5 protein-coding genes and 1 pseudogene are annotated in these 7426 nt (G+C 71.4%); 3 read left to right on the forward strand and 3 right to left on the reverse strand.

What is annotated here, in order from left to right:
• Positions 1-51 precede the first annotated feature (51 nt).
• Positions 52-936: an NAD(P)-dependent oxidoreductase gene (locus ACFWZ2_RS38840; protein ID WP_384554068.1), complete on the reverse strand. Its 885-nt coding sequence runs from the start codon at positions 934-936 to the stop codon at positions 52-54.
• Positions 937-1253: 317 nt separating this feature from the next.
• On the opposite strand from ACFWZ2_RS38840, the gene ACFWZ2_RS38845 reads away from it, so the two are divergent.
• Positions 1254-1907: a DUF4232 domain-containing protein gene (locus ACFWZ2_RS38845; protein WP_384554070.1), complete on the forward strand. Its 654-nt coding sequence runs from the start codon at positions 1254-1256 to the stop codon at positions 1905-1907.
• 206 nt (positions 1908-2113) lie between these two features.
• Here ACFWZ2_RS38845 and ACFWZ2_RS38850 read toward each other — a convergent pair whose 3' ends face one another.
• A complete protein-coding gene (locus ACFWZ2_RS38850; RefSeq protein WP_384554072.1) occupies positions 2114-2641 on the reverse strand; it encodes a DUF4232 domain-containing protein in 528 nt (175 codons plus the stop codon).
• A 194-nt stretch (positions 2642-2835) separates the two neighbouring features.
• Here ACFWZ2_RS38850 and ACFWZ2_RS38855 point away from each other — a divergent pair, with 194 nt between their 5' ends.
• On the forward strand, positions 2836-4443 hold the full coding sequence (locus tag ACFWZ2_RS38855; protein WP_384554073.1) for a helix-turn-helix domain-containing protein: 1608 nt from the start codon (positions 2836-2838) through the stop codon (positions 4441-4443).
• 93 nt (positions 4444-4536) lie between these two features.
• Positions 4537-5781: a PLP-dependent aminotransferase family protein gene (locus ACFWZ2_RS38860; protein WP_384554075.1), complete on the forward strand. Its 1245-nt coding sequence runs from the start codon at positions 4537-4539 to the stop codon at positions 5779-5781.
• A 5-nt stretch (positions 5782-5786) separates the two neighbouring features.
• On the opposite strand, the pseudogene argS reads toward ACFWZ2_RS38860, so the two are convergent.
• Positions 5787-7334: pseudogene (argS, locus tag ACFWZ2_RS38865) on the reverse strand (arginine--tRNA ligase); the annotation flags it as partial.
• Positions 7335-7426: the final 92 nt, after the last annotated feature.

Below are 7426 nucleotides of genomic sequence, written 5' to 3' on the forward strand. Positions count from 1 at the left end.
GCTGCATCCCTCACACCGAACCCAACGATCCGATGATCGGAAAGACACCCCCTAGCCCTTCTTGAGCAGCGTGGCGAGGCGCGACAGGCCGTCGGCGCCGTGGCCCTGCTCGACGGCGCGGTCCAGGAGGTCCTGGAAGGGGGCGAACAGGTCGGAGCGCAGGCCCTGTTCGGTGAACGTGCTGGTGAAGTTGGGGAACGCCGTCCGGTTCATGGCGAGGTTCGACACGTCGGTGAGGTGCTGGCCGCTGTCCAGTGCCGCTGCGCCCGACGGCACGAGGCCGTGCGTCATCGCGACGATCCATTCGCTGAGCAGCGGCGCGAACTCGCGGGCCGGAACGCCCTCGCTGCCGATCAGCGCGAACGCCTGGGCGACGCCCATCACCATGCCGTACATGCCGGTGAGCAGCGACAGGTCGTACAGGGCGGCGAGGCCGGGGTCCTTGCCGACCCACTTGGTGTCGGCGAGCGCGGACAGGGTGTCGCGGTGTGCCGCGAAGGCCGCCTCGTCGGTGCCGCTGTAGAGGATGTACGCGCCGGGCGTCGCGATCATCTGCGGTACGGCCATGATGCCGCCGTCGAGGTACGTGATGCCGTGCGCGGCCGCCCAGGAGTCCAACTCCCTTGCCTGGGACGGGGTTCCGTTCGTGAGGTTCACGACGGTGCGGCCGGCGAGGGCGTCGGCCTCGGGCTCCAGGAGGGCGCGCACGTCGGTGTTGGTCGTGAGGCAGACGATGACGAGAGGGGAGGCCTCGATGGCGTCCTTCGCGGTGTCCGCAGGGGTCGCGCCCTGGGCCGCGAGGGGACCCGTCTTGGCGGCGGTGCGGTTCCACACGGTGGTGGGGTGGCCCGCCTTGAGCAGCGCGGCGGCGAGCGCGGTGCCCATGAGGCCGAGGCCGAGGACGGAAACGGGGGACTGGGCGGGCTGAGCGGGCATGGCTGTGGAACTCCGATCGGAGGCGTCGAGTGGGGACGTCTTCGATCCTTTCCGGGGCCGAAGAGCCTGGCAAGTACCGACTTTTTTGTGGGTACTTACGAAAAGGTCAGTGGGGGCGCCGGGAAGGCGGGGGTTCCGGTGTCCCAGGCGGGTGTTCCAGGGGGGCGGTGTTTGCGCAGGTCAGAGGGGTGAAATCGTTCCGGCGTGCCAGATCGGCCGGGATTTCTTGTGGAGAGGCGGACGAGGCTGATTCGCTCTTGGCCGTGCCGCAGCGGCACGCCGTTCGAAGACGGTCTTTCCACGCTCCGGGGGCTCCCATGAAGTTCACGCGCACCACAACCCGTTCGGTGATCGCCGGCCTCTCCCTCGTCTCCGCGCTCACGCTCACCGCGTGCAACGGCGACGACGGGACGGGGGTGAGGGAGTCCACGTCGTCGGCGGCGGTCGACGCGTCGGCGGGCGGGAGTTCGGGTTCGGACTCGGGCTCCGACTCCGGCTCCGGCTCGGGTTCGGGCTCCGGCTCCGGCTCGGCGGGGAACGCCAAGGCCGACAAGTGCCGTACGGACGATCTGGACATCAGCGCGCAGGACAGCACCATCGACGGCGACGGCGAAGGCACCGTTGCGGTCACCTTCAAGAACGGCGGCGGCAAGGACTGCACGTTGTCCGGATTCGCGGGCGTCGACCTGAAGACCAGCGAGGGCAGTCTGTCCGCCACGCGCACCGGTCAGGGGGCGAGCCCGATGGTCCTCAAGGTCGGCAAGTCGGTGTCGTTCGGCGTCACTTACCCGAACAACGACTCGGGCGGCTCCGGGGTCCGCGTCACCGCGCTCGTGGTGACCCCGCCGGGCGAGACGAAGCCGTTCTCCCTGGAATGGCCGGGCGCCGCCACGCTGCCCGTCACGGACGGATCCGGTTCCCCGGTGAAGGTCGGCCCGATCGGCAGCGCCGGTCAGGGCGGGGCGAGTTGACCCGCCGCTGACCTCACTCAAGTTGACCCGCCGCTGATCCCTCAAGCTGCCCCCGGCCTCGGTGTGCCCCCGCACGAGGCCGGGGGCGTTTTCCTTTTCGCGCTCCCAGCACCGTCAGTGCCGATTGGTCCCACCTGCAACCAACGGCCGCCTTCCCGGCGTCCCAGCTGGATGTGGGCTCCAGCTATACCTCCGTTGCGACTCCGTCACCAGATGAGCGCGTCCGCCGCCGACGTCTGCCAGTACGTGACGAACGCCGAGCTGTCCACGTACACCCCGCCCCGCGGAAGCTTCGCCGCCGCCGGGTCGCCCACGCTGCCGTTCATCGCGCGGTTGGCGAAGAGGACGCCCAACGCGTGGGCCCGGTAGCCCTCCGAACCCTCCGGCGAAGACGTGCCGATGGCCGCGTACGCCGTCTGGCCGGGCTCCAGCGTCACGACCGCCTGCGGCTTGCTGGCCCCCAGCCACGGGGTGGCGGACTGCGCCTGGTCGAACCGGAGGAACGGGGCGCCGTACGCGTAACAGGTCTTCGTGCCCGTGTTCCTGGCCTTCAGGAGCAGGTGGTTGAGGGGCCGGTCGACCTCCTCGACGGTGACCTTGGTGGTCGCCGCGGTGCAGGTGACCGGTGCCGGCTTGGCGGCGGGGGCCGCGGCGGACGCGGTGCCGAGCGCGGTCAGCGAGAGGGTGGCGGCGATGGCCGCGGCGGTGGCGGTGGCTCTGGTGGTGAGTCGCATGGCTGGTCTCTTTCGGTGTGACGTGGCAGACGTGAGCCGCGCCGGGAAGGCCCCGGTTACGGCGTGCTTGTATGACCCACAGCTTGTGCGAGGTTCCGTCCCAGCGGCCGGCGTGGCACGGGGGGTTGGCGACGCTGGGACGTTCGTACGGCTGTGAACTGCGAAAACTCCGTTCCTTGGAACGGGTGAATGGGATGGGAGAGAGCGTGGGGGCGGGTGATCTCGCGGAGCTGCTGCGGGAGCTGAAGGAGAGGTCGGGGCTCAGTTACGGAGCGCTGGCCAAGCGGTTGCACATGTCGACGTCGACGCTGCACCGGTATGTGAAGGGCGCCGCCGTACCCACGGAGTTCGCTCCGCTGGAGCGGCTCGCCCGGGTGTGCGGGGCCTCGCGGGACGAGATGGTCGAGGTCCACCGGCGGTGGATCCTGGCGGACGCGTACAGAGGGGACCGCAAGGAGGGGGAGTCCGCGTCCGGCGCGGAGTCCCGTGCGGGGGGCGGGGGCGAGGGGGCGGCTGGATCTGGCGGTGCGGGTTCGGTCGGCTCGCTCGGCGACGGTTCGGCCCCCGGCGCCCCCGGCGCCCCCGCGTCCGGCACCCCCGCCTCCGACGCCCCGGCCACCAAAGAACCGGCCACCAAAGAACCGGCCACCAAAGAACCGGCCGCCAAGGAACCGGCCACCACACGACCGGCACCCCCGGCATCACCCTCCGGAACCCCACCCCCCACGCACCCCCGCTCCGGCGACCCCGACGCCGCGGAGCCCGGTGACGAGGCGCCCGACATCGTTATCGGACCGGCCCCCGCAGGGGCGGACCGAGCGGCGGGGAGGCGGCTGACCAGGGCGCGGGTGCTCGTCGCCGCCGGTGTCGTCATGGCGCTCGGCGCCACCGCCGTCGCCGTGCACGCCGCCTCCGACGGCGGCAAGCGTGAGCGCGCGTCCGTCAACTCCCCGTCCGCGCAGGACGGGGAGTGGGGAGGGAGCCCCGCCGCCACCGGGTCCGCCTCGCCGTCCGGGAAGCCGTCCGAGAAGGGCAAGCCGGGCAAGGGGGCGACGCGCTCGGCGGGGCCGGGCAGCGAGGAGAAGGCGGGCAAGGACAAGACCGGCGGGGCCCCCGGCACCGGGGACGGCGGCAAGGGCGGTGGCGCCGCCGATGGCGGCAAGGCCGGTGTCCCGGTGTCCATCTCCACCCAGCCCCATTACTGGTCGGGCGGCTGCGGCGGCCCCTACCTCGTCGACAAGGAGCCCGGCGAGCTCTCCCCGCCGCCCGGGGAACAGGACGCCCCCGCCTGGGCGTCCGCGAACGACGCCGTCGCCGCCAGGGACCAGGCCGTACGGTTCACCGTGCAGGGCAAGGGCAAGGAAGCCGTCGTCCTGGAGTCGCTGAACGTCCGCGTCGCCGGTACCGGCGAACCCCTCAAGTGGACCAACTACAAGACGGCGTACCTCGGCGTCGGCTGCGGAAGCGGAGTGCCCAAGCACTCCTTCGCCACCGACCTGGACGCGGCGGCGCCCCGGCTCACCCCGGAGGAGGGGGACGAGGGCTTCCCGTACAAGGTGAGCGCGAACGACCCGGAGGCGTTCTACGTCAACGCCTCCGTCAACACCCGTTTTGTGCGCTGGTACTTGGAGCTGACGTGGTCGAGCGGCGGCCGCCGCGGCACCATACGCATCGACGACGAGGGCAAGCCGTTCGCGACGAGCGGTGACCAGGACCGTCCCGTCTACGCGTTCTCGCTCAACAGCAAGAAGTGGACGCGGACGAATCGCGACGACGACAACGTGCCCGACCCGCCGGCGTAGCGGCCGGGGGCGTCCGCGAGCGTCCGTATCCCGGAATGGTGCTTGTCCACGGCACGCATCTCCTTACGCTGCCGGAAAGCAAAGGAGCCGCACATGACCGCCACCGTCACCGATGCCGTCGTCCCCGCAGACAAGCACGAAGGCCAAAGCCAAGTCCCGGCCCCCGTGCCCGAGTTCGCGGCCCGTGCCGCCGCCGTCGGGGGTTCGCCCGTGCGGGACATCCTCGCGGTCACCGCGCGGCCCGAGGTCATCAACTTCGCGGGCGGGCTTCCCGCGCCCGAGCTGTTCGACGCGGCGGGCGTCGCCGCCGCGTTCCAGGCGGTCCTGACGTCGACGCCGGGGACGGCGCTGCAGTACTCCACGACGGAGGGCGAGCCCGCGCTCCGTGCCGCGATCGCCGCGAGGACGACGGCGCGCGGGCTGCCCACCGACGCGGCCGACCTGCTCGTCACCACCGGCTCCCAGCAGGCGCTCTCGCTGCTCGCGACGGTGCTCGTCGAACCCGGGGACACCGTCCTGGTCGAAAGTCCCTGTTATCTGGCGGCACTTCAGGCGTTCGCCTTCGCGGGCGCCCGCCTGGTGCCCGTGCCGTGCGACGACGAGGGACTCGACCCGGCCGCGCTCGACGCGCTCGTCGCCGAGCACCGGCCGAAGCTGCTCTACACCGTCCCCACCTTCCAGAACCCGACGGGCCGCACGCTGCCCGGCGGGCGACGGGCGGCCGTCGCCGAGGTGGCGGCGCGGCGCGGGCTGTGGATCGTCGAGGACGACCCGTACGGGGAGCTGCGGTTCGAGGGCGAGCGGGTGCCGTGGATCGCGACGCACCCGGGGGCCGAGGACCGCACGGTGCTGCTCGGCAGCTTCTCCAAGGTGATGGCGCCGGGCCTCAGGCTCGGCTGGCTGCGGGGGCCCGCCGCGCTGGTGCGGGCGTGTGCCGTCGCCAAGCAGGCGGCGGATCTGCACACGCCCACCGTCAACCAGCTCGCCGCCGCACGGTACTTGGCGGACCGCGACCTGGACGCGCATGTCGCGCGCGTCGCCGGTGTCTACCGGGAGCGGCGGGACGCGATGCTCGCGGGACTCGGGGAGGCGCTGCCCGACGGGTCCGGTTGGGTTCGGCCCGAGGGAGGCATGTTCGTCTGGGCGAGGCTGCCCGAGGGGTACGACACGACGTCCCTGCTGCGGACCGTCATCGCGCACGACGTGGCGTACGTGCCGGGGGCGCCGTTCTTCGCGGGGGAGCCGGATCGTGCCACGTTGCGGATGTGCTTCGTGACGCAGGCCCCCGACGAGATCGCCGAGGGCCTGCGGAGGTTGGGAGCGGGACTGCGGGAGTAACGCCGTCAGAGGCGCTCGGGCGTCCTGATGCCCAGGAGGGACATGCCCTTGTGCAGCGTGCGGGCCGTGAGGTCGCACAGGAACAGGCGGTTCTCGACCTGGGCCGGGGTGTCCGCCTTGAGGACCGGGCACTGGTCGTAGAACGTCGTGTAGAGGGACGCCAGTTGGTACAGGTACGCGGCCAGCTTGTGCGGGGCGTACTCGGCCGTGGCGTCCGCGACGAGCTCACCGAAGGCGTCCAGGTGGAGGCCCAACGCCCGCTCCGCGGCGGCCAGTTCGACCTCGGGGTGGGCGACGGGGGCGACGCCTTCGGCCTTGCGCAGGATCGACTTGATGCGGGCGTACGCGTACTGGAGGTAGACCGACGTGTCGCCGTTGAGCGACACCATCTGGTCGAGGTCGAACTTGTAGTCGCGGTTCGCCGACGTCGACAGGTCCGCGTACTTCACGGCGCCGATGCCCACGTACCGGCCGTTCTCGACGATCTCCTCCTCGGACAGGCCGACCTTCTCGGCCTTCTCGCGCACGACCGCCGTCGCCCGCTCGACCGCCTCGTCGAGGAGGTCCTCCAGGCGCACGGTCTCGCCCGCACGCGTCTTGAAGGGCTTGCCGTCCGCGCCGAGCACCGTGCCGTAGCCCATGTTGTGCGCGGTGACGTCGTCGTTCAGCCAGCCCATCCGGCGGGCCGCCTCAAAGACCATCTTGAAGTGCAGGGACTGGCGCACGTCCACGACGTACAGGAGCGTCGTCGCGTTCAGGTCCAGGACGCGGTCGCGGATCGCGGAGAGGTCGGACGCCGCGTAACCGAAGCCGCCGTCGGCCTTCTGCACGATCAGCGGGACCGGCTGGTCGTCCTTGCCGCGGATCTCGTCGAAGAAGACGACGAGCGCGCCCTCGGAGCGGACGGCCACGCCCGACTCCTCCAGGAGGCGGGCCGTCTCCGGCATCATGTCGTTGTACGCGGACTCGCCGACGATCTCCTCGTCCCTGACCTCCATGTCGAGCTTCTCGAAGACCGAGTAGAAGTAGACCTTCGACTCGTCCACGAACCGCTGCCACAGCTCCAGGGTCTCCTTGTCGCCGGACTGCAGGGCGACGACCCGCTTGCGGGCCCGCTCCTTGAAGTCCTCGTCCGCGTCGAAGACCGCGCGCGAGGCCTTGTACACCCGGTTCAGGTTGCTCATCGCCTGCTCGCCGTCCACGTCGGCCGCGGGGGCCAGCTGGTCGGGGTTCTCGATCAGGTACTGGATGAGCATGCCGAACTGGGTGCCCCAGTCGCCGATGTGGTGGCGGCCGATCGTCTTCTCGCCGGTGAAGTCGAGCATGTGGCGCAGCGCGTCACCGATCACGGCGGAGCGCAGGTGGCCTACGTGCATCTCCTTCGCCACGTTCGGCTGGGCGTAGTCGATGACCGTCGTGCCCGCGTCCGGGTTCAGCGGGACGCCGAGCCGGTCGCCGTCGGCGGCGCGGGCCGCGAGGGTCTCGGTGATCGCCTTGTCGGTGACCGTCACGTTCAGGAAGCCGGGGCCCGAGACCTCGACGTCGGCGAGCAGATCGCCGTGGTGTTATGGGCGCCCCCCCGGGGGGGCCGGCCCCCCGGGGTTGGGTTGGGGGTGGATTCGGTCGCCCCGGTGACGGTGGGGGT

The organism is Streptomyces sp. NPDC059002, from assembly GCF_042740435.1.
In the GTDB taxonomy this organism is placed as follows: Bacteria; Actinomycetota; Actinomycetes; order Streptomycetales; family Streptomycetaceae; genus Streptomyces.